Here is a 19,597-nt window from a genome sequence, read left to right on the forward strand (position 1 = left end):
AATTCACTCTCCTTGTGGAGTAGTCTTTGGAAAAATAAAAACTTAAAGCAAACAAACCTGCATTGTTTCTGTGCCAACGAAATAGAAAAAGATGGAGCAATTAAGCGGCTTAACAAATGAAACTCTGCAAACAAATTCGGGTGGCTGTTCGTACGGAATAAGCAAGTTCATGTTTATGTGTGGGATCATGCTGAATGGGTTATTTCATGCGATTGTGAGGGGGGCATGTTGACGGGCAAACTCATGCTTGTTGTGTGGAATCTTGCTGGTTGGGCAAGCTCATGCTAATGAATGAGGTCGTGCTAATTAGGCAGGTTTAAGCAATCGTGCGGGTTGAGTTGATCAACACTCTTACAGTAGAAACAAAAAAATGAGGCTTGTACAAGGCTTGTACAAGGCTTGTACATCGCAGCAGCCTTACAGACGGTTCAGCGCTGCCTAGGGGAAAATCCACGCCGTGTAATCGGGTGTAGCGGTAATTGATTAAAGTGATGAAGTGAAACAAGTAATCCCTTATTAACAGGAAACTTCTTGCAACTTACTTTTATAGTAGAGCTAAACTTTCATTTGTGATAGGGGGATAATTTTACAATAAAGGGGTAAATTCCTCTATTTTCTAGCAGCTTTACCAGAGATTAAGAGCCTTATGCAAAAAAACATTTCCACTCTTGCTTGAAAACACCAGCTTAACAAACAGAACCAGATTAAAAATAGTAACTTTGTGACGAAGGGATTGTCGGCAATAATGGAGCGCTTTTTTACGGTCATGGCGGTTCAAATAGCTGAGCGTATAATATTTGCTTGCAATGCCAATGTCAATATAAGAGAGCTGTTTCGCTTTTTTACGAATGGAATCAGACTGGGCAACCAAATCCCGGATATGCTCACGAACCTTGATAGATTTGAAGCTAAGTCCTTCGATTTTTTTATAAATTTCCTCGTTAAGATGAATGGTGTCAGGATCCAGCTGCCAGCGGTCGCAGAAGAAGTAGAGGCTGTCGGGAGACTCCCGGTAGACGGAATGAGGTTTGGTTTGAAGTGCAACTCTGTATTTGTCGAAAAAGCGAAGCAGATAAGTCGTATCTTCCCCCAGATAAAAATGTTCGTTGATCAAGCCAACTTCGTCCAGCAGCTCCCGGCGGAATACCATCGTGTTCAGTTGAAAAAAATTCCGCGTATGCGACAAAAACGCCTCAAACAAACCTTTTTCGAATACAATTATTTCTCCGTCATTCCATGCTTCGAACGTCGTTCGCATCGAATTCAGCAAATTCCGCTCAACCTTATTGTCGAAGTTGTAGGAGGTCATATCCCCGTGGCATTCCACCCATAACGCAAAGCTGATATCCACTTTTGTCAGTGCGTGTGTCCTCATGCTGTCGGTCAAATGGCACGGATACCATTCGTCATCGGAGTCAAGAAACGCCAGATATTCGCCATGCGCAGCCAGCATACCCGTGTTTCGCGCGCCCCCCGGTCCTTTTTCCCGTTCATTGCACATATAGCGTATTCGCGCATCTTTGCGCGTCCACTCTCGGATCACCTCTTCCGTCTGATCCGTGCTTCGGTCATCTACGACAATCAGCTCCCAGTTGGCATAAGACTGACGTTGGATGGACTCGATCGCGCCGGAAATGATCTGCGCCCGGTTATACGTTGGCATCACAATGCTTATCAGATGTTCCATTCGCTTCACTCCAATCATTACAAAATATATGCCTTAAATCATCGTCAGTGTAAATGCGTTAGCGGGAAGCCGTCAAGTGTCCTCCGCTTCATTTATGCACGCACAGGCAAGAAAGCTAGCCCTACTTTAATGGCTTCCTTCTTCACTTCTATCGACAGCTGACTTATATAGACAACGCAAAAACACCTCCGAGTGTTTGTTATCTCCATATCTTACGACATGGCTTATTCCCTTGAAGGTGTTATGATTTGACTCACGTCAGATTTCAATTATGAAGTTGTGGGTGCTTTTTCACTTCCGGACAGTAACTTAAGCAGGTCCTCAGGAATGCCGAACTTTTGATTATCTATTAGCATCTGCCAATCCTTGCTGCTGTCAGTTTGTTGCACTAGCTTGATTTCTTCCATTTCATGCTGAAGCTCTTCCATCTTCAAATCGAGCTCATAAGCGGTATCTGCCGCATTCTTCAAATCCTCCAGCAGCCGCTCAGGCACAGATTCGTTATATTTGTAAAAGATTTTATGCTCCAAGCTCGCCCAGAAGTCCATAGCGATCGTCCGAATTTGAATCTCCACATATACAGGTACTTCGCCATCCGACATAAATACAGGGATTTCGACGATCATATGCAGGCTCTTGTACCCATTAGGTTTAGGTTTTTTAATGTAGTCTTTAATTTCTATAACCTTAACATCCTTTTGGGCCTGAAGCATTTCACTAATCCGGTATATATCTGATATAAAAGAGCAGGTAACACGGATGCCCGCAATATCGCGGATGTTCTCTTTAATATCCTCCAAGGAGCCAATTCCTCCCCGTCGGTACAGCTTCTTCATAATGCTTTCTGGTGTTTTGAGCCGTGATTTAGTGTGCTCAATCGGATTGTAATCATGAAGCAGCCGGAACTCCTCCTGCAAAATTTTGATTTTGGTTTCTACTTCCTGCAGAGCGAATTTATACATCATCATAAATCGCTTCAGCTTCTTTTGCAGAAGCTTCATCATTTCTAGTGGATTGTTATCAATCATGTACATGGTCCGTCCTTCTCTTTCAAGTTGATCATTGGCACTAAGCCTCATTATATCGTAGGAGGAAACGGGTTTCCAGTTTACATGCTACTCCTAGTCAGCATCATTTTGGATAATTTTAGAAACGGGCCTGCGATAAGTGTAACAAATGACTCCCCTTACCCGTCCATCTTATAGACGAAGCGGCTGCCAGATGATTATCCAGCAGCCGCTTCGCTTTTGATTAACGGTTTGTGTAGTTATGCTCCGCATCATATTCACTGGATAATTCTTTCAGTGATTTGATTTTTCCATGGGGATGCCTTTCCTGCTTTCGTGACTTCCAGGCAGCTTCTCTTCTGCTCTTCTGATCGGCCATTCAGGTATCCTCCTTAGAATGCGTTATATATACTACCATCCTAGCTTGTTACATCAGGCCGAAATTCATTCAATACTTGAACGAAGTTGTCACTGGTCAATTGATCATTTCGGGGTAACCACACTCTTGAATTGATCAAGAGTCATATCACCTGTAATAAGGATACGGTGAAGAGCGAATCTGCCCTGCTCCGGCTTGGCGAATCCTCCCTCTACCGTAAGAGCGAGCAGGTAACCCGCTTTTTGAGCTGCTTGTATAGTATGTTGGTCATAGAAGCCATATGGATATGCCAAGGCAATGGCTTGATGCCCCAGGTGCTTAAGAATTTCATCTTTCGAATTGCCTAGTTCCGCAAGCTTATCCTTTTCACTAAGCTTAGTAAGATCCGGATGGGTCACCGTATGGGATTGGGTGTCCACTAAGCCTGAGGCTTCCATCTCGCGCAGCTGCTTCCAAGTAAGCCGGCCCGTTGTTCCAATACTGCCGGTTACCGCAAATATAGTTGCCCGCGTATGAGTTTGAAGCAGAATCGGGTATGCAGCGGTATAGTTATCCTCATACCCGTCATCCAAGGTAATGATCACTGGCTTTGAGGGCAGTGGTCTCCCTCCGTTCCAGTACGCCAGCAGATCCTTGAGGTGTATGGGATGAAAGCCCTGGCTCTTCAAATAGGACAATTGTTCTTTGAACCGGGACGGAGCAATCTTGAGTGCATCGTTTCCATCCTCCGATACCGAGTGGTAGAGCAGGATCGGTACAGAAAAGGAGGCTGATTGGGACTCCTGAGGTTTCAATATAGAGGCTTCCCTGCTGCCGAACAAGCACATTAAGCTAAGTACTATCGGCATTAAACCATACGTGAGTATTTTCATTGATTGGTCCCACCTGCTTAAATGAAGTGACACCTATTCTGTACATAGGATAGAAAAAATATTCATGAGCCGCCGAGATAAGGAGAATTTGAAGATGTTTGAATTGACCTGCGATACCTATTACAAAGTTAAACCGCTGCTAAGTGACGGATTCCCTCATCCAGAAATTCTCTCGATAATTGAAGGAAATAATCCAGGCTGGATATTTACCGATGATCCGGACAACCCGCAAAGCGCACTGGTCTGGAGTAAGGGGATGCAGGGCTTTTACTTAATAGGAGATCATATGAATCCTGGATTCATCCATGCTTTGGACCAACAAATCTCACAAGTTATTTTTCCAAGAATGAGAGAGTACGGCCTTTCTCACTTTGAAGTATCTGGTCATCACGATAACTGGAACATGGAAATGATCTTTAACTCCAGAAACCTGTACAAATTCGAGCAAATGGTCTTTAAACTTTTCCGTCAGCCGCCTGAAGCAAGCATTAAACAGATTAGAACCATTAATCTAAGAAGGGAACCATGGGAAAACTCTGATCTTCAGCATGTGGAATTAGTCAAAGAGAATATCGGGTTATTCTGGTCAACCTATTCCGACTTCACAGAGAAAGGATATGGTTTTGCGGCTTTAGAAGGTTCGGCGGTGACAGGTATGTGTTATTCAAGTTTTGTTACAGGCCATACACATGCTATAGGGATTGAAATCCTTCCTGAATTTCAGAACAAAGGCATCGGTACCCATTTAGCGGCTTATGTGGTCAAGGAATTACTTGAAAAGGGCATTACCCCCTACTGGGACTGCTCCTTGGACAACGAAGCATCCAAACGGCTGGCTATCCGGTTGGGGTTCGAGCAGGTTCACCAATACAAGTGCTTTGGCTTTGCCATCGATTAATTGAAATCGTATGGCCACCTGGGTGAAAGTGCTCGATGCTGTCAACATCTGTAATCTAATTGAAATATAACTTAATTTACATTTAATACTGTAACTGTTGAATATTGGTAAAAATAATATTATGATAGATTTAGTAAGACACCTAGATGAGCTTCAAACTATATTCTAGGAGATGAAGAAATGAAAAAAGCAATCTTGGCACTAACAGCAGCAGCAACTATCTTGTCTGTCGGCACATTTACTACAGGTGCATCCGCCGCACCAGCCCAGAATGACCAATCTATTAAAGCCGTGACTCAAGACACCATCTACTCCAACATTTCAATGAGAGTTGGGGAAGGCAGAAAGATCGCAGGTGACCGTGTTACTATTTCTGTTGCTAGTCCAACCAACTGTCTTGGTTTAGATGGCAATGGTAACTTAACTGCATTTTCCGAGGGTAAAGGAACCGTTGTAGCTGAATGGAACAGCGGCCTCAGAGTTGTTTATTACGTTACAGTTACTCGGTAATCATTGACATAATCATAAGCATTCCAAATAAGGGGCCGACTCACAGATTACTGTGAGCCAGCCCCTTTTCTTTTTTGCAGCCTAGCTTCTCATTTTCTCCGTATGACCCACCGTTTCCATCAATATACTCTACAGAACGCTCACTTTATGGAAAGCAGGTACAATCATATGCCAAATCGTCCATCTTTGCTCCAGAGAGGGGATACTATAGGAATTGTCACCTTGGGCAGCCCGCTCGATGCTAAAATCATTGACGCCCGCATTCAATTTCTCAAAGCACTGGGATTCAATATTGTAATGGGGAACTATGTTTATGCACAAAATGGATTCCTTGCCGGAACTGATGAGCAGCGTGCTTCCGATTTAATGATGATGTTTGAGAACAAGCAGGTGAAGATGATTCTGCCTACCCGAGGCGGTACAGGCGTTGATGGGATAATTCCCTACCTTGATTTTACTGTGATCCAAAACAATCCGAAAATTATTAGCGGATACAGCGACATCACTGTTCTGTTAAATGTGCTGTACCAATATGGCAGTTTAATCACATTCCACAGCCTGCTGTTGATTGACTTCAAATCTGGAACACCGGATTATAACTTTAACCAGTTCTTTTCCGCTACATCACTTTACTCCTCAAATCGGATCATACAGAATCCACCCGGTATTCCGCTGGTAAGCCGGGTAGCAGGGAATGTGTCAGCCCCCCTTGTGGGCGGCAATCTGACGTCTTTTGTAGATACGCTTGGCACCCCATTTGAAATCGATACCCGGGGTAAAATATTGTTTCTTGAGGAAACCCACGAGCCTACCAATACCGTGTACCGATATTTGAATCATTTGAAGCTGGCTGGGAAATTAACCGATTGCCTCGGCATCATCATGGGTGAATGCACCGGCTGCCAAGCAGCGTATGGCGTATCCTACGAGGACCTGATCAACGAATTCATCGTCCCGCTTGGCAAGCCTCTGATCACGAACCTTGCAAGCGGTCACGGGGTTTATAAAGCAGCTATACCGATTGGCGCAATGGTTAATCTCAACACAGACCGTAACTCTATAACAGTGATTGAGCCTACAGTCAGCGTCTGATCAAGTAATTCTAAATTTAAAATCCCGTATTTTGCTCAGTTAACGTATACAAAGGTACTTCCCGTTCTTCCTCTGGATTGTTCAATGCATAGATCCGTGCCGTTTGGGTCTGCTCGTCCACATGCTGTATATAGACCTGAGTTCCCTCACATAACACACTCGCCATCACAGGGGAAGAAGCTATTTCCTGCGCTCTTTGGACATTCATGGTTTAAAGACCTCCAATGACTGTGAATAGTTGTCAACCTTACTATGCACGGTATGAATGCTTGTTATGTATAGGGTCTAGAGCATGTAGCTATAGAATTTCCAAAAAATATCCATCTGGTGTTCGAGAGGACTTAGCTTCTCTGTAAGCTGCACATCATTCTACCTAACTCAATTCCGACTCTTTCATAGCTGTGCCTTCCGGGGTTAGCCGATATAACCCGAGAACAGTTGGATTCGTCTGCACTAATCCTTCTTTCAAAAGGTCCTTGAGTGCCTGTTGTACGTCGGACAAATCCCCTGCTTTAGAAAGCTGGCCCGCAATCTGTATCGGCGTCTGCCATTCATTGGTTAAGAGCAGCAGCACGATTCGTTGTTTTGAGGTCAGGTTCATATTTTCTTCCTCCCTGCTCTTTTCAGATTATTTATTAATATATTGTATTAGATAACCTTTGCACAACTCACAAAAAGAAGAAGCCCGGCTACCCCAGGCTTCTAACATCCTTATTATACTTGAGTTACGTGCCGCAATAGGTACGATAACGTTGTCCGGAAGGCTCGGGCAGGGTGCAGTATTCAGTCTGCTCCGCAGAATACTCATAAGGGTTAGAAAGAGCGGCAAGCAGTCTCTCCATAACGCTATAGTCCCCCCTATTCTCCGCGGCCTCCAAAGCTTCTTCCACCCGGTGGTTGCGTGGAATTATCGCCGGATTGCTCTGGCGCATCAATTGAATTGAAGCATCCCGTGTCTGCTCCTGACGGCCTAATCTGGCTTTCCACTGTTCAAGCCATTGCGCAAATTCCGCCGTGTTATCCATCACGGTGTCCTCCGGCTTATCCAAGGTCAGGGACCGGAACGTATTCGTGTAGTCTGCCCCGTGCTTCTGCATCAGCGTGAGCAGATCATGGACTAGAGCTTTATCCTGATCCTCTTCGCCAAATAAGCCCAGCTTCGAACGCATCCCCGATAGCCAATGCTGTTCAAAATCCTCCATGAAATTCGAAACAACGCCCTCTGCCATTTTGATTGCCTCGTCTTCTTCGGTATGCAGCAGGGGCAGCAGCGTTTCGGCAAATCGGGCAAGGTTCCATGCGGCAATATGTGGCTGATTACCATAAGCATAACGTCCCTGACGATCTATTGAGCTAAATACGGTTGCAGGATCGTAGGCATCCATGAACGCACAAGGACCATAATCAATGGTCTCTCCGCTAATCACCATATTATCGGTATTCATCACTCCATGTATGAATCCTACGAGCTGCCATTTCGCAATCAGTGCGGCCTGGCGTTTGGCCGCTTCCTGCAGAAGGTACAAATAGCGGTTCTCAGCGCCTTCAAATCCTGGATACAGCCTTTGCAAAGTGTAATCAGCCAGGTCTTGAAGGTCCTGCTTAGATCCCCATTGTGCAGCATATTGGAAGGTACCTACCCGGATATGACTGGAAGCAACCCGCGTCAGAATAGCACCCGGCAGCTCCGTATCTCGCTGTACAACCTGTCCGGTGGTCACAACGGCCAGACTGCGGGTAGTTGGTATACCAAGACCATGCATGGCCTCACTGATAATGTACTCACGCAGCATAGGTCCTAGTGCCGCACGTCCGTCACCGCCCCGCGAATAGGGAGTTCTTCCGGAACCCTTAAGCTGGATATCAAATCTGTCCCCAGAGGGGGTAATCTGCTCACCGAGCAGAACCGCCCTGCCGTCCCCTAACATCGTGAAGTAACCGAATTGATGTCCTGCGTAGGCTTGTGCCAGGGGAAGAGCACCTTTAGGTATCTTGTTTCCCGCTAATTCCGCAGCTCCTTCATCACTATGGAGCGCTGGACCGTCCAGCCCGAGAGATGCTGCTAACGACTGGTTAAACGCAGCAAACTTCGGGGATTTGACAGGAACGGGGTTGACTTTACTATAAAATATCTCTGGCAATTGAGCGTAACTGTTATCAAAGTTCCATCCGAATTCGGCCTCTGTTTGATGTTCTGTCATCTGTTCTCCTTTTTCCTACACGTTTTATATTTAAGATCCGCATATCCCTATGAATTATTCCCTGCTGCCCATTTCCTCCGTATTCCCTCTGCTTCATTAACCATTCTGCCGATTAATTCACCAACTGTAGGAATGTCGTGGATCATGCCTGTCACCTGCCCGGCCCAACCAAAGCCCTCTTCCTGGCGGCCCTCATAAATCCAACGTTTGTTGGCTTCTCCGCTAATATAAGTTCTTAGAGCTTCATATGTAGGAGTCCTGTGTTCAATATCCAAAATCTGATTCACATACGCATTACGCAATACTCTGCCTGGCGCACCGATAGAACGTTTGATTACTGTTGTATCTGTCTCGGCGCTATCAACTAGTGCTTGTTTATAGGATGCTGAGGCATCTACACACTCCTTTGTCGCGATAAAACGAGTACCCATCTCTATCCCTTCCGCTCCCAGCGCATGGGCAGCCATCCATCCCCGGCCATCACCAATCCCGCCTGAGGCCACCACAGGGATACTAACGGAATCGACCACCTGGGGAACGAGCACCATCGTGCCAACATCGTCACGTCCCAAGTGGCCGCCTCCCTCCTGTCCCACAACAATGACAGCAGAAGCGCCCAACTGTTCAGCCTTCTGCGCCTGCCTCCGGGAGGAGACGAGGACCAATGACTTGATTCCAGCGGGCTGAAGCATCTCTAAGATCCCCGTAGGGTTACCGCCAGTTATCGAGATAACTGGAACCTTCTCATCAATAGCGGCCTGTACCCGCTCTTCAAAATCCGCGCTGTGCATACCCATGGCAAAATTGACTCCAAATGGCTTGTCTGTCCATGTTCGAGTCCGCTGGATTTCTCTTCGCAGCTCCTCAGCGCCGGCAAGACTCATCGCCGTAATTTGGCCAAGCCCTCCCGCATTGGAAACGGCGGAAGCCAGCTCCGCGTAGCCCAGGTAAGCGAGTCCTCCTTGAATGATCGGATACTTAATTTGCAGCAGCTCGGTCAGCCGTGTGTTCCACGTCATAGGTAACTCTCCTTTTTAACAGACTTACTTAGTATAACTGAATAAGTTCAGACCTTCTCCTTCCCAATAAATCAAGATTCCCTATTCCCTGTACTATCGTAACGGCAAGTTATTGTAACCTTTCACTTAGTCATAAAAACTTTGTATGCGGTAATTTTATGTTCAAGCATCTCATCCGCAGCCTGTAAAGTTCCGATTTGTTGCTTAATAGAGTTTCTATGTTCTTCTAAAAGGTTTAAACGCTCTTGAGTGGTATGCTCCCCTTCCAAGACCAATGAGGCATACCTCTTAATTTGCGCGATAGGCATTTGGGTTTCTTTTAACTTGATAACAAATTGCAGCCATTTCAGATGAGAATCGTCATATCTTCTGTCCCCGCTTGCATCCCGAACGGGAATAATAATGTTTTCCTTTTCGTAATACCGCAATGTATGAGTGCTTATTCCTAACTTTTCAGCGACTTCCCCAATGGTGAACATGCGCAACCTCCGACTGAATTTATAACTTGACTTAGAGTTCACTCTAATCAGTATAATCTACTCAATGTTCGTTCTCAACAAAACGAAATAGCTTAAATTCAGGAGGAGATTATATGAAGTATACAGTTATTACAGGTGCAAGTTCGGGAATTGGATATGAATCGGCTATTGCTTTTGCGTCCCGTGGTAAAAACTTGATCATCGCAGCCCGCAGAACGGAGGAATTGGAAGAGCTAAAATCAAAAGTGGCCGAAATTAACTCAAGTCTGGATGTGATCATTCGCACGGTTGATTTATCTGTCCCAGCAAATGTATATGAATTTTACGAAAGTCTTCGGAATTATCAAATTGAGACTTGGATCAACAATGCTGGTTTTGGAAACTATGCTTCTGTAGGGGAACAAAATTTAAATAAAATTGAGACGATGCTTCACTTAAATATAGAGGCTCTAACCATTTTGTCCTCTCTTTATGTACGGGATTATGCAGAGGTTGAAGGAACACAAATTATCAATATTTCATCCAGGGGCGGTTATACGATCGTTGCCGATGCTGTGACCTATTGTGCAACTAAGTTCTATGTAAGTGCCTTTACAGAAGGCCTAGCTCAAGAATTGAGCAACAAAGGAGCTGCTATGCAGGCGAAAGTGTTAGCTCCGGCTGCAACAGAAACAGAATTTGCTAAACGTTCTTTGGATATAGATGAATTTAGATATGAAGGTGCAGTCCCTAAGTTTCATACAGCACAAGAAATGGCTGGATTTCTGTTAGAGCTCTATGATAGCCAAAAGGTTGTAGGCATTGTGGATGGCGAAACGTATGAGTTCGAATTAAGAGATCCGATTTATCCCTATGTGACAAGAACAAGAAAATAATATAGAGTCGGTCTGCAGCCACTGATGAACTTCAGAAGCATCACGCATGCATTTATCCTCATATCGGTCAAGAAAGGACAGCGAAAACTGCCCTTTCCTTGTGTCGCTAATCTGCATACGCCCCCTCCGCCCCGATTGACTCCCGCTTCAATCATTTACTTCCCATGAATAACTTAATGCCGCTGTTCCTTGGCATAATTCACCCCTAATTGATGAGCTTGGTTAAGCAGCATCTCATAATGCTCAGGGTTGGAATCCAAGGTCTCGTATAATAATTCAACCTTGGAGCTTGAAATACCGCAGTAATCCGCAATTCCCACATTAAGCAGATGAGTGATCATTTCGCCATAATTACGCTTTTTCATCTGTTCTTCGGACACGCCCGACAATCCAATCCATAAAGCATGCTGATGATGAAGCTGGTTCGCACCGTACGCAAATCCGTTGTTCCATACACGGTCAATATAACCTTTCAGCATCGCTGGCAAATGCCACCACCAAATTGGAAAAATAAAAGCCAAGGCATCATGCTCCCGCATTCGCCTTATTTCCCTTTCCACCTCAGGGGAGAAGGTCTGCTCCGCTGCGGACCAATCAGGTTCATCTACCCCTTTTAAAACAGGATCAAAGCCAATCCCGTGTAAATCCAATATTTCATATTCATGACCAGCCTCGGCAAGACCTTGTACAAAACAATCTGCAACCTTAAAGGTCAGGGAATCTTGTCTCGGGTGAGACACAACGGTTAATACTTTCATACTTGTATCACCACTACCTTTCTCCACAGCTGATTTGTAGCCATGATCAATGGCTGATGCTATTATAAACAGTACAAAAACGCTCTGGAAGTACGCACTTTCAAGTTCTATAGGATCACAAATGTACCTTAGGAACATAGAAGTGCCCTAGACAAGTGCCCTGGAAGTTAGGCTCCTAGCAAAAACACAGCCTTTTTTAGCGGAGGAATAAGAGATGGCGGAAATGAAGAAAAATAGTGTTCGAAAGAAATATACAGTTGGAGTTGAGGCGGCATTAGAAGTAATGGGGGGAAAATGGAAGCCCTTAATCATCTATCATTTGATGACAGGGCCAAAACGGACCTCTGAGCTTCGACGGTTAGTGCCTGGCATTACGCAAAAAATGCTGACCACTCAGCTAAGAGGTCTGGAAAAGGACGAGATCATTGCACGAAAGGTCTATAAAGAGATTCCGCCTAGAGTGGAGTATACTTTAACGTCCTACGGCTGGGGCTTAAAGCCTGCGCTAGACCATTTATGCTATTGGGGAGAGGATCACCTGGAAAAGGTTCATGGCGACAAATCGAAGGTCTTGGAAGAATTTGAGGGCAGTACAAACTAATTTTCCCACACTTAAAAGATCAGGTATTAGGATTGCTAATAGGAGATATTGGCAGGCCAAGCAGCAAGTACCCAGTATCCCCTATTCATCCAAAATGTCACTCCGTAAATTCCAATTTCAAACAACGAATTTATTCTTTTAATCGGAGCCTAACTGCTTTCTTTACCTTTCCTTCAGTTCCGGCAAGCGGATGGCTTCGGCAAGGTTGCAGAGCATCCCTCGGGCTAGGAACAGCATCGTACTCTCTTTAGGATTCGAGTCCCCTGCCTGACGGAAAGCTTCAAGTACCATTCGATGTACCCCCCTGAACCCAAAACGCATGGCTTCCTGGATCGGATTTTCTTGAATCACCTGTGCCTGCATCTGTAGAAGCATTTCATTGCGATGGCTTTCCGAAATTTCCTCGTAGATTTCGATCAGTTCGGCTTCCAGCCGCTCCGAAGACGCGGATTCGATCACTTGGCGGAAGGACTTGATGATTCGCATCCATGAAACCTCAAGTGCTGACAGAAGCAGCTGTTCCTTGGTCGCGAAGAAGCGGAACACGTAAGGCTGTGAGATTTGAACCCGCTGTGCCACTTGTGCTGTAGTGGCTTTGTAATAACCGGTCTCGGCAAATACCTCGATCGCCGCAGAGATAATGTCGGCTCGGCGGTTGAGGGATGTTTTCGCGTCTTTGGTCATGAATTTAAGCTCCTTTTTAAATAACAGGAATGCTAACATTATAGATCTGGTAGATTGCCGGACTTGGTTCCTACCCGGTATGGCGTCGTAATACCTTCGTAATTCAACATCATGCTCATGCCCATTGAAGCGTGCTTGAGGTTGTGGCAATGTATCATCCAGAGGCCCGGATTATCAGCTTCCAGGTACAGCTCGTAAGTCTCGCCCTCCTTCGTCAGAAGCGTATCAAGATATACCGGGCTGCCTTGCAGGGCTGAGCCATTCTTACTCAAGCCCCGGAATACATGTCCGTGAAGATGAAAGGGATGATCACCTCCGCCTTCATTGGAGACGGTGATGAGAACATGGTCCCCCTCCTTCACGGTCATCGTGGGAATCTCATGGAACGATTTCCCATTAATTGACTTGGTAAACAGAGTTTGGCCGAGCTTAAGCTCAAAATGCCGATCGGGCTTGAGCTGCAGGACGGGGTCATCAGGTACTGGGTTTCCATAATCGAAATACGAGAACAGCTGTCCGCCTTCCTTATGCTGTGGCTGGCTTCCGCTCCCTATCGTAATCGGTAAGTCCACAGCCGAGGGGCTGCTGATGACGACTTTACCCGATTCCGGAACTTGGATAAGCAGATCATAACGCTGGCCCGCCCCTATCGGAACCATCGTCTCTTTCAGCAGACCAGGTTCATGCAAATCGTGGCCATCCATCGCCATGACCCGAAAGGGTGCTCCATCGACACTGAATTCCATCGTTTCATTGCCCGAGTTAATCAGCCTTAGCCTAATCAGTTCGCCTGTTTTACCTGGAATTGTCAGTCCTCTTGTGCTTCCGTTCACCAGCATTGAAGAATCCAGCTGTTGATAAAGAGCCGTTGCCTCTGACATTGAAGTATCGGATTTGGAGCTCTTCTTGGGCTCAACGATGAGTGCGCCTAAGAGTCCCTTGCTTACCTGAATCGAGCTCATTTGATGGGAGTGGTACCAGTAGGTGCCCGGATTTGTTGCGATGAACGTGTACGTGAACTGTTCCCCTGGAGCCACGGCATCCTGTGTTACTCCCGCAATACCATCCTGTGAGCACGGAACGGTGATTCCGTGCCAATGGATCGTAACGCCATCCTCGATGTCCTTGTTATACAAAGTAATAACAATTCGGTCCCCCTCCGTTACACGAAGTTCCGGCCCCGGAGACATGCCATTAAAGGTCCAAGCTTCGATGTTCTTGCCATTGTCCAGCTTCAATGTTGTCCGGGCGGCCGTCAGATCGAACTTGCGAATCGGAGCCGATGACTCGGGAATCGTGATAGAGTCACAAGGCACCATTCCTCCTTTGGACAACGAATTTTCCATACCCTCCATATGCTCCATGTCCTTCATATCCCCCATGTTAGCCATACTGGTCATGCCTGCCGCCATCTGATGGGAAGCCATGTTAATCTCTTCAGGCTTCTGAAGCCGCATCTGCCAAAAATAAGTAACAAGCACCGCTCCGATCAGAAGCACCAAAGTCAAAGGAAGGACGAAATAAATCAGGCGTTTTACAATTTTTCTTCTATTCAGAATTACTCCCCCTCGTAATACGATTGATTAATCAGTTACTATTCTTCGGTTGTCAAGCTCTCGGCTGTTGATTTAAGGGCGGCAAGCCAAGCCTTCAGTGATGCCTCGAGTGCGGCTCTCATGCCGTTGGGGTCAGCTGCAACAGGCGGGCCGTCCCAGGACTCCACAGTGTGCACAAGTACTCCTTTAGCTATGGGCGTGATGCTCCACACGTGAACGCCTTCGATACCATGAGCCGGACCTCCCCATACGATTCGTTTCATGGGGGCAACCTCAAGGATGGTTGAGTTGATTTGCAGCCCATGAGTTTCCCACTGGAACATGCTCCCAGAGGCGATCGGACCGGATAATCTCACTTGCGTGATATCCTTCTGCCAGGTCGGCCACTGTTCGATGCCAGTCTGTATCTGCCACACAGTCTCCTGAGAAGCTTCAATCTCAATAGATAGGTCAACGATGACCTGTGCATTTCGGTCAACATCGACCATGCCCTTTTGTACAAGCAATTCTTTCCCGTTCTCCGATCCTGTCACGCCGGATACCCCATTTACTATCGACTTTTCCATTTCATTGACCTCGTTTCGTTGGATTTTAATTAATTGTTTGATTACTAACCTAAACTTCTTATACTTTTTGTGAGTAAATAATTAATGAACACTATTTTGCTTTGCCAACATTCGTTTTACCGTTGAAGCTATTCCTTCTTGGTAAGGAGTTGACAATACGCCACCATACTCAGTGCCATTTGATCCAAATTCGTTGCCGAGCCGCTCATAGCGATCCAGTATTTTCTTTGCCCTCGGCTCATACCACTGAAGCAGGCGACGCTGCCAGCCTCCGATTGGCTCGAAGCGTGGCACAGCTTGAACGACTGAACCGGCCAGATCAAGGAGCTCCGCTTGCGAGATTAGTCCATTGCCACGAAGATACCAATCGCTCCCATAAGCAGACTCCATCAGAGCCAGCTCCATTACATACCGGGCGGCATCGTCCACGTATAGATAGTCTCTTCTGACTGATGGATTAATGAGCAGCTTGACGGGTTTCCCTTGAACGATTTTGCGAAGCGCGTAATGAATCAGTGTGTTCGAAGCGGTCCCGCCGTACAACTCTGGACTGAAGATTCGCATGGAAGTGGCACCTGAGTGGATCGAGTTCACTGTTTCCATCTCATTGGAGGGAAGATAAACCCCTTCGAGGGTAACCATCTTGGCTCCGGTCACTGCGGCAATGCTTCGAACAGCTTCTAGCATCTGCCCCACCTTCTCCGGGTTGTCATCGTAGGTTAAGTAAACTCCGCAGAAAATCACGTCAACGCCTTCCGCGGCAGTTAACAGCTCGCTACGATTCCTGGCATTTCCTCTCGCTGTTCGTAGAAGCGAAGAAGATGAGAAGGCCTTTTCCAGCGATTCCAGCTTCCGTTGTGACCCCGAATAGGCAACAACTTCGACATTCGCCCCGATTAATTGCTCGACAAGCGCCTTACCCCATCCACTCCCTGCTCTCACTACCATTGCTCTTAGCATTCTAATCACCCTAAATTTAGTTTTTTCGATTTCTTAAGACTGCCTGACTTGGTGCCTAACTGTAACGGTGCCGTATTTTTTTGTGATTGATTAGTCACTTACTTATAGCGACGAGATTGCCTTGCAACCACAAGAACCACTATCGCTCCGATAATCGCAAATGCGGCGGCCCCGAGGAATACCCAGGAGAATCCTCCGGTTAATGCTTGCGCTTCGGCAGCACCACGACTCAACAAGTGATCGATTCGAGACGATGCCGCCGTTGTCAGTACTGCAAGTCCAATCGCTCCGCCGATCTGTTGGCTTGTATTAACCAAGCCGCTCGCAAGCCCTGCTTCCCCGTCCGCCACACCGTGAACCGCCAGCTCCGTTCCGGAAATGAACGCGCCTCCTAATCCGATCCCGATCAAGATGGACGGTCCTAACAAATTGGCTACAAACGTTGCGTCACTAGGCGATAAAGATAGCCAAACTAGCCCTCCGGCCATCAGGATCAGCGATGTCGCCAGTGTCCTGCTCTGACCAATTGCCTTAACCAGTGCGGGAACTACTCCGGCGATTAAGACCAGCGCACCGGCCAGCGGGAGCTGGGTGAGCCCTGCTTTTAATGCATCGTAATGAAGCACTTGCTGCATATAAACCGATAGTGCGAAGAATAGCCCCGTCGTCGCTCCTCCGATGAGGAACATCGCGAGATTCCCACCCGTAACCGACTTGTTGCGGAAGATGCTCAGCGGCATAAGCGGATTTGAAGCACGCTTCTCAAGGAAGATGAACGACCCGAGCAATACAACCGCCAATCCTGCCAGAATCAGCGTCTGCGGGGACGTCCAGCCGACCTGCTCTGTTCCGGAAAGCGCGGCTACAAGAGCTACAATGCCTGCCGTTACCACTACCGAGCCCGACATATCCAGAGTTACGCGTTCGCCGAGTGAATCCCTGCCGATGAGGAAAGGAACCGCAATTAGAATTAATCCTGCTATAGGAACATTCACATAAAACACCGCAGACCAGCCAAACGAAGCCGTCAGCATACCTCCCAGCAAGACGCCCGCTGCACTGCCGGTACCCGCAACTGCGCCCCATATGCCGAGCGCCTTAGCACGATCTTGTGGATCTGCAAACAACTTGGTAACGAGAGCGAGCGCTGCCGGTGCGAGCAGAGCAGCTGAGGCTCCTTGAATCGCTCTCGCTGTGAGCAGCCAGGCTCCCGTGGTAGCCATTCCTGCTGCGGTTGAAGCAAGTGCAAATCCAGCGACTCCAGTCATGAACAATTTTCGATGCCCGAATCGATCCGACAGCCTTCCGCCTAGAAGCAGCAAACCTCCAAAAGGCAGTACATAAGCCGTAATGACCCAGCTCAGCGTATTGGTACTTAAGTGAAGCTCTGAGCCAAGAGAGGGAAGCGCGATATTAACGATGGATGCATCAAGAACGACTAGGAATTGAGCTAACGCCAGTGCGATCAGCGCCCACCACCGATACGGTATAGCACGAGAATTCGCTTTTGCCGATTGAACCATGGAACTCATAAGAATCTCCTCCAATTATTGATTGATCAATTACAACCCTTTTAAGAAAATCCGCCCTGCAACTGTTATAAGTATAGCTCCTCTAACTATTGTTGTTCGCGTCTGTGACCAACAGGTCGAGCATTTTTCACCACCGCTTTCATCAATTGTGATTGATCAATTACTAACTTGATGATTTCACTATATCAGTTTGTTATTGATTGGTCAATAACAAACTTTAAAAAAGTGCAGTGCTCCTTCAATCACCTTATTCCCGGTCCGAATCCGTATAAATATCCAACATCAGACAGATCTTTTCCGGCAATTGTGCGACATCACAAAATCCCAAGCTTCCGCCGGATTCAACAAGCAGAAGCATGGCCATCTTGGAATAATAATTCCCTTCATGTCACCATTCAACAAACGGAAATATCAGTTTCCGAAATTATACAGCAATCATGCAGCACCAGATTCGGACCCAAGTACTTACCTGATTTCGCTCAAGCTTATTTGTTATGGAATCCCTTCATCTTATTAGGGGTAAAAAAATCTCATCTACAATTTCAGCAATTGTGTCCTGTGACACAGGTTCATAGGTAATCAACACCTCATGTCTGACAAGATCAACAGGCAGCCTTGAAATTCGCAGGGTTATTTTTTCGCGCCTAACTTCTCCACGCTCTACTGCCCGATTCAGAATAGTTTGCATGGTACTGGTTCTTCGAAAACTGATCAGTTCAGATAAAGGGATACCTGTTAGAACAGACATTAATCCATTAATCGTTTCTGGCCCAATTTGACGGAGCATTTCATTCAAACGATTCAGTACGATGATGACATCGCTTCGCAGATCGCCCGTATTAGGTACTTCGTTCGGCGGCGCCGGTAAAATTCTCTGAATTGCTGCCAAGACAAGCTCCTCGCGATTTGGCCAACGCCGATAAATAACCGGTTTACTTGTTTGTGCCCGAGCAGCAACCCCTTCTATAGTTAGACTTGGAAAACCAACCTTAATCGCCCTCGGTATTGTTATTCCTATTTCTGGATGGGCACTTGATCGTTTTGGCGGTAAAAAGATATGGATATTGGCTTTAAGTTTATTTTTCATTGGGTCTGTTTTATCAAGTTTGTCATGGAATGTGGGAAGTCTCATCGTCTTTAGAGTAGTTCAAGGAATGGGCGGTGGTTTGATGATGCCCATCATGCAGACCATGATTGTGCGGGCGGCTGGCGGAGTGAACTTAGGTAAATTAATGGCTATTGTGGGTTTACCTGTACTTATCGGGCCTATTCTTGGACCTGTATTAGGCGGGGTTATCATTAATTATCTTAACTGGCGTTGGATTTTTTATGTCAATCTTCCTATTTGTTTAATTGCTCTAATTCTAGCCGCATGGGGTTTACCCAAAGATAAAGTCACAAATCAGTCTCAAAAACTGGATATCCTCGGTTTATTCTTAGTATCACCTAGTATCGTGCTGATTATTTATGGGCTAACCAAAGTCAGCTCAGATCACGGCTTTTTTCAAAGCTCAGTCATCCTCCCTATTGTCATAGGAGTTTTATTTCTAATGGTCTTCTGCCTATATGCATTAAGAAAATCCCACAATCCCGTCATAGACATACGCATATTTAAAAGCACGTCCTTTACCGCATCTTCTTGTCTTTTGTTCTTATCAGGTCTGTCTTCATATGGTGGCATGTTATTATTACCTCTCTATTATCAACAGGTTCGCGGAGAGAGTGTTCTCGCTTCAGGGTTATTATTGATTCCTCAAGGTATAGGGATGTTATTGACGCGATCATTAGCAGGCAAACTTACAGATACAATTGGCTCTCGATGGATTGTGCTCTTCGGTGCTCTTCGGTACCCTTCTAACCATACTCGGAACCCTCCCATTTGCCTTTTGCGGAACCCATACCAGTGAACTTCTGCTTGCCG

The 19,597-nt window shown here is 46.3% G+C and carries 22 protein-coding genes; 6 read left to right on the forward strand and 16 right to left on the reverse strand.

Annotated elements, in window-relative coordinates:
- Positions 1-625: 625 nt before the first annotated feature.
- The 4 genes from BN6628_RS13790 to BN6628_RS13800 all read right to left on the reverse strand — a co-directional run bounded on the left by BN6628_RS13790 (position 626) and on the right by BN6628_RS13800 (position 3,945).
- Positions 626-1,687, reverse strand: a complete 1,062-nt coding sequence (locus BN6628_RS13790; protein ID WP_068618337.1) for a glycosyltransferase family 2 protein — start codon at positions 1,685-1,687, stop codon at positions 626-628.
- A gap of 269 nt (positions 1,688-1,956) precedes the next feature.
- Complete coding sequence (locus BN6628_RS13795) at positions 1,957-2,721, reverse strand: GTP pyrophosphokinase (RefSeq protein ID WP_068618339.1); 765 nt, start codon at positions 2,719-2,721, stop codon at positions 1,957-1,959.
- 217 nt (positions 2,722-2,938) lie between these two features.
- Positions 2,939-3,073 carry a DUF6254 family protein gene (locus BN6628_RS26690; RefSeq protein WP_222861242.1) on the reverse strand — a complete coding sequence of 45 codons (135 nt, stop codon included), beginning with the start codon at positions 3,071-3,073 and terminating at the stop codon, positions 2,939-2,941.
- Between the two features lie 104 nt (positions 3,074-3,177).
- Positions 3,178-3,945: a polysaccharide deacetylase family protein gene (locus BN6628_RS13800; RefSeq protein ID WP_082926909.1), complete on the reverse strand. Its 768-nt coding sequence runs from the start codon at positions 3,943-3,945 to the stop codon at positions 3,178-3,180.
- 94 nt (positions 3,946-4,039) lie between these two features.
- Here BN6628_RS13800 and BN6628_RS13805 point away from each other — a divergent pair, with 94 nt between their 5' ends.
- From BN6628_RS13805 to BN6628_RS13815, 3 genes are all read left to right on the forward strand, one after another.
- Positions 4,040-4,843: a GNAT family N-acetyltransferase gene (locus BN6628_RS13805; RefSeq protein ID WP_068618343.1), complete on the forward strand. Its 804-nt coding sequence runs from the start codon at positions 4,040-4,042 to the stop codon at positions 4,841-4,843.
- A gap of 180 nt (positions 4,844-5,023) precedes the next feature.
- Positions 5,024-5,353, forward strand: a complete 330-nt coding sequence (locus BN6628_RS13810) for a BLB8/JUQZ-1 family protein (RefSeq protein WP_068618345.1) — start codon at positions 5,024-5,026, stop codon at positions 5,351-5,353.
- A gap of 168 nt (positions 5,354-5,521) precedes the next feature.
- Positions 5,522-6,445, forward strand: a complete 924-nt coding sequence (locus BN6628_RS13815) for a S66 peptidase family protein (protein WP_068618347.1) — start codon at positions 5,522-5,524, stop codon at positions 6,443-6,445.
- 16 nt (positions 6,446-6,461) lie between these two features.
- Here the strand turns inward: BN6628_RS13815 and BN6628_RS13820 are convergent, their stop codons facing one another.
- The 5 genes from BN6628_RS13820 to BN6628_RS13840 all read right to left on the reverse strand — a co-directional run bounded on the left by BN6628_RS13820 (position 6,462) and on the right by BN6628_RS13840 (position 10,144).
- Positions 6,462-6,653, reverse strand: a complete 192-nt coding sequence (locus tag BN6628_RS13820; RefSeq protein ID WP_068618349.1) for an H-type small acid-soluble spore protein — start codon at positions 6,651-6,653, stop codon at positions 6,462-6,464.
- 165 nt (positions 6,654-6,818) lie between these two features.
- Positions 6,819-7,046 carry a helix-turn-helix domain-containing protein gene (locus BN6628_RS13825; RefSeq protein ID WP_068618351.1) on the reverse strand — a complete coding sequence of 76 codons (228 nt, stop codon included), beginning with the start codon at positions 7,044-7,046 and terminating at the stop codon, positions 6,819-6,821.
- A gap of 124 nt (positions 7,047-7,170) precedes the next feature.
- Complete coding sequence (locus tag BN6628_RS13830) at positions 7,171-8,646, reverse strand: protein adenylyltransferase SelO (protein ID WP_068618353.1); 1,476 nt, start codon at positions 8,644-8,646, stop codon at positions 7,171-7,173.
- A gap of 47 nt (positions 8,647-8,693) precedes the next feature.
- Positions 8,694-9,665, reverse strand: coding sequence for an NAD(P)H-dependent flavin oxidoreductase (locus BN6628_RS13835; RefSeq protein WP_068618355.1), 972 nt, complete (start codon positions 9,663-9,665; stop codon positions 8,694-8,696).
- Positions 9,666-9,787: 122 nt separating this feature from the next.
- Positions 9,788-10,144, reverse strand: a complete 357-nt coding sequence (locus tag BN6628_RS13840) for a MerR family transcriptional regulator (RefSeq protein WP_068618357.1) — start codon at positions 10,142-10,144, stop codon at positions 9,788-9,790.
- 113 nt (positions 10,145-10,257) lie between these two features.
- Here BN6628_RS13840 and BN6628_RS13845 point away from each other — a divergent pair, with 113 nt between their 5' ends.
- Positions 10,258-11,019: an SDR family NAD(P)-dependent oxidoreductase gene (locus BN6628_RS13845; protein WP_068618359.1), complete on the forward strand. Its 762-nt coding sequence runs from the start codon at positions 10,258-10,260 to the stop codon at positions 11,017-11,019.
- A 173-nt stretch (positions 11,020-11,192) separates the two neighbouring features.
- On the opposite strand, the gene BN6628_RS13850 is transcribed toward BN6628_RS13845, so the two are convergent.
- A complete protein-coding gene (locus tag BN6628_RS13850) occupies positions 11,193-11,777 on the reverse strand; it encodes an NAD(P)H oxidoreductase (RefSeq protein WP_068618361.1) in 585 nt (194 codons plus the stop codon).
- Positions 11,778-11,991: 214 nt separating this feature from the next.
- On the opposite strand from BN6628_RS13850, the gene BN6628_RS13855 reads away from it, so the two are divergent.
- Positions 11,992-12,378 carry a winged helix-turn-helix transcriptional regulator gene (locus BN6628_RS13855; RefSeq protein WP_068618363.1) on the forward strand — a complete coding sequence of 129 codons (387 nt, stop codon included), beginning with the start codon at positions 11,992-11,994 and terminating at the stop codon, positions 12,376-12,378.
- Between the two features lie 162 nt (positions 12,379-12,540).
- On the opposite strand, the gene BN6628_RS13860 is transcribed toward BN6628_RS13855, so the two are convergent.
- From BN6628_RS13860 to BN6628_RS13885, 6 genes are all read right to left on the reverse strand, one after another.
- Complete coding sequence (locus BN6628_RS13860) at positions 12,541-13,062, reverse strand: TetR/AcrR family transcriptional regulator (RefSeq protein ID WP_068618366.1); 522 nt, start codon at positions 13,060-13,062, stop codon at positions 12,541-12,543.
- Positions 13,063-13,100: 38 nt separating this feature from the next.
- Positions 13,101-14,489, reverse strand: a complete 1,389-nt coding sequence (locus tag BN6628_RS13865) for a multicopper oxidase family protein (RefSeq protein WP_235847644.1) — start codon at positions 14,487-14,489, stop codon at positions 13,101-13,103.
- Positions 14,490-14,656: 167 nt separating this feature from the next.
- A complete protein-coding gene (locus BN6628_RS13870; RefSeq protein ID WP_204249256.1) occupies positions 14,657-15,184 on the reverse strand; it encodes an SRPBCC family protein in 528 nt (175 codons plus the stop codon).
- Between the two features lie 81 nt (positions 15,185-15,265).
- A complete protein-coding gene (locus BN6628_RS13875) occupies positions 15,266-16,144 on the reverse strand; it encodes an NAD-dependent epimerase/dehydratase family protein (RefSeq protein ID WP_068618370.1) in 879 nt (292 codons plus the stop codon).
- Between the two features lie 98 nt (positions 16,145-16,242).
- Positions 16,243-17,676 (reverse strand): DHA2 family efflux MFS transporter permease subunit, encoded by a 1,434-nt coding sequence (locus BN6628_RS13880; protein WP_089153553.1) that lies wholly within the window; start codon positions 17,674-17,676, stop codon positions 16,243-16,245.
- A gap of 505 nt (positions 17,677-18,181) precedes the next feature.
- The gene (locus BN6628_RS13885; RefSeq protein ID WP_082926911.1) at positions 18,182-18,763 is read right to left on the reverse strand and encodes a TetR/AcrR family transcriptional regulator; all 582 of its coding nucleotides are present in this window, start codon (positions 18,761-18,763) and stop codon (positions 18,182-18,184) included.
- Here BN6628_RS13885 and BN6628_RS26425 point away from each other — a divergent pair.
- Positions 18,693-19,583 (forward strand): DHA2 family efflux MFS transporter permease subunit, encoded by an 891-nt coding sequence (locus tag BN6628_RS26425; protein WP_235847734.1) that lies wholly within the window; start codon positions 18,693-18,695, stop codon positions 19,581-19,583. The two genes, BN6628_RS13885 and BN6628_RS26425, sit on opposite strands and share 71 nt — an antisense overlap.
- Positions 19,584-19,597: the final 14 nt, after the last annotated feature.

It is taken from the genome of Paenibacillus tuaregi, from assembly GCF_900086655.1.
Lineage (GTDB): Bacteria > Bacillota > Bacilli > Paenibacillales > Paenibacillaceae > Fontibacillus > Fontibacillus tuaregi.

Coding starts and splice junctions, on each gene's coding strand:
- BN6628_RS13790 (WP_068618337.1), bottom strand. CDS start 1,687: ATGGAACATCTGATAAGCATTGTGATGCCAACGTATAACCGGGCGCAG.
- BN6628_RS13795 (WP_068618339.1), bottom strand. CDS start 2,721: ATGTACATGATTGATAACAATCCACTAGAAATGATGAAGCTTCTGCAA.
- BN6628_RS26690 (WP_222861242.1), bottom strand. CDS start 3,073: ATGGCCGATCAGAAGAGCAGAAGAGAAGCTGCCTGGAAGTCACGAAAG.
- BN6628_RS13800 (WP_082926909.1), bottom strand. CDS start 3,945: ATGAAAATACTCACGTATGGTTTAATGCCGATAGTACTTAGCTTAATG.
- BN6628_RS13805 (WP_068618343.1), top strand. CDS start 4,040: ATGTTTGAATTGACCTGCGATACCTATTACAAAGTTAAACCGCTGCTA.
- BN6628_RS13810 (WP_068618345.1), top strand. CDS start 5,024: ATGAAAAAAGCAATCTTGGCACTAACAGCAGCAGCAACTATCTTGTCT.
- BN6628_RS13815 (WP_068618347.1), top strand. CDS start 5,522: ATGCCAAATCGTCCATCTTTGCTCCAGAGAGGGGATACTATAGGAATT.
- BN6628_RS13820 (WP_068618349.1), bottom strand. CDS start 6,653: ATGAATGTCCAAAGAGCGCAGGAAATAGCTTCTTCCCCTGTGATGGCG.
- BN6628_RS13825 (WP_068618351.1), bottom strand. CDS start 7,046: ATGAACCTGACCTCAAAACAACGAATCGTGCTGCTGCTCTTAACCAAT.
- BN6628_RS13830 (WP_068618353.1), bottom strand. CDS start 8,646: ATGACAGAACATCAAACAGAGGCCGAATTCGGATGGAACTTTGATAAC.
- BN6628_RS13835 (WP_068618355.1), bottom strand. CDS start 9,665: ATGACGTGGAACACACGGCTGACCGAGCTGCTGCAAATTAAGTATCCG.
- BN6628_RS13840 (WP_068618357.1), bottom strand. CDS start 10,144: ATGTTCACCATTGGGGAAGTCGCTGAAAAGTTAGGAATAAGCACTCAT.
- BN6628_RS13845 (WP_068618359.1), top strand. CDS start 10,258: ATGAAGTATACAGTTATTACAGGTGCAAGTTCGGGAATTGGATATGAA.
- BN6628_RS13850 (WP_068618361.1), bottom strand. CDS start 11,777: ATGAAAGTATTAACCGTTGTGTCTCACCCGAGACAAGATTCCCTGACC.
- BN6628_RS13855 (WP_068618363.1), top strand. CDS start 11,992: ATGGCGGAAATGAAGAAAAATAGTGTTCGAAAGAAATATACAGTTGGA.
- BN6628_RS13860 (WP_068618366.1), bottom strand. CDS start 13,062: ATGACCAAAGACGCGAAAACATCCCTCAACCGCCGAGCCGACATTATC.
- BN6628_RS13865 (WP_235847644.1), bottom strand. CDS start 14,489: ATGGCTTCCCATCAGATGGCGGCAGGCATGACCAGTATGGCTAACATG.
- BN6628_RS13870 (WP_204249256.1), bottom strand. CDS start 15,184: ATGGAAAAGTCGATAGTAAATGGGGTATCCGGCGTGACAGGATCGGAG.
- BN6628_RS13875 (WP_068618370.1), bottom strand. CDS start 16,144: ATGCTAAGAGCAATGGTAGTGAGAGCAGGGAGTGGATGGGGTAAGGCG.
- BN6628_RS13880 (WP_089153553.1), bottom strand. CDS start 17,676: ATGAGTTCCATGGTTCAATCGGCAAAAGCGAATTCTCGTGCTATACCG.
- BN6628_RS13885 (WP_082926911.1), bottom strand. CDS start 18,763: ATGAAAAATAAACTTAAAGCCAATATCCATATCTTTTTACCGCCAAAA.